Source organism: Oleiphilus sp. HI0117, from assembly GCF_001635235.1.
Genome location: NZ_LWGA01001147.1, coordinates 1 through 744, shown reverse-complemented (window position 1 = coordinate 744; position 744 = coordinate 1). Strand labels below are relative to the sequence as shown.

The 744-nt window shown below is 48.1% G+C and carries 1 protein-coding gene; it reads left to right on the top strand.

The window, feature by feature from the left end; translation table 11 throughout:
- Positions 1 to 85: 85 nt before the first annotated feature.
- The coding region (locus A3757_RS20440; protein ID WP_156506455.1) for a peptidoglycan DD-metalloendopeptidase family protein at positions 86 to 744 on the top strand (659 nt) is incomplete at its 3' end.

The window sequence follows — 744 nt, the reverse complement described above, 5'->3', positions numbered from 1 at the left end:
GCTCCCCCCTTAAGTCAATTGTATTTAAACGGGATGAAAACAATTCTTCACTAAAGAAGTTGTTACTCGCACCCCGGATGTTCATATCGCCTACGGTGAGGGAACTATAGAAAGCTCATTATTCCTTGCAGGGCAAAAGGCCGGGCTCTCACAGTCGCAAATTATGGAGCTAGCCAATATTTTCGGCTGGGATATCGACTTCATTTTAGATATCCGCTCCGGCGACAAGTTCAACCTAATCTATGAAGAGTTATACCTAGACGGAGAAAAGTACAAAAACGGCAGAATTTTAGCGGCCAACTTCCACAACCGTGAACGAGAACTTTCTGCCGTCCTCTATGAACAAGAAAACGGCATTAGTAATTACTTTACTCCTGACGGAAAAAGCATGCGGAAGGCCTTTATCAGAACGCCTGTCGACTTCGCTCGCATCTCCTCACGCTTCAACCTGCGTCGCAAGCACCCTATTCTACATAAAATCAGAGCGCACAAAGGCACTGACTACGCCGCGGCGACCGGCACGCCAATCAAAGCTACTGGTGACGGCAAGGTTATTCATGCAGCCAGAAAAGGTGGTTACGGTAAAACTGTCATCATCCAACACGGACAAAGCATCACCACTCTTTATGCTCACATGAATGGCTACGCACGCGGCATCCGCTCGGGCAAGCGCGTTAAGCAAGGCCAAATCATTGGCTATGTCGGTAGCACAGGACGTTCAACAGGGCCCCATCTTCATTATGA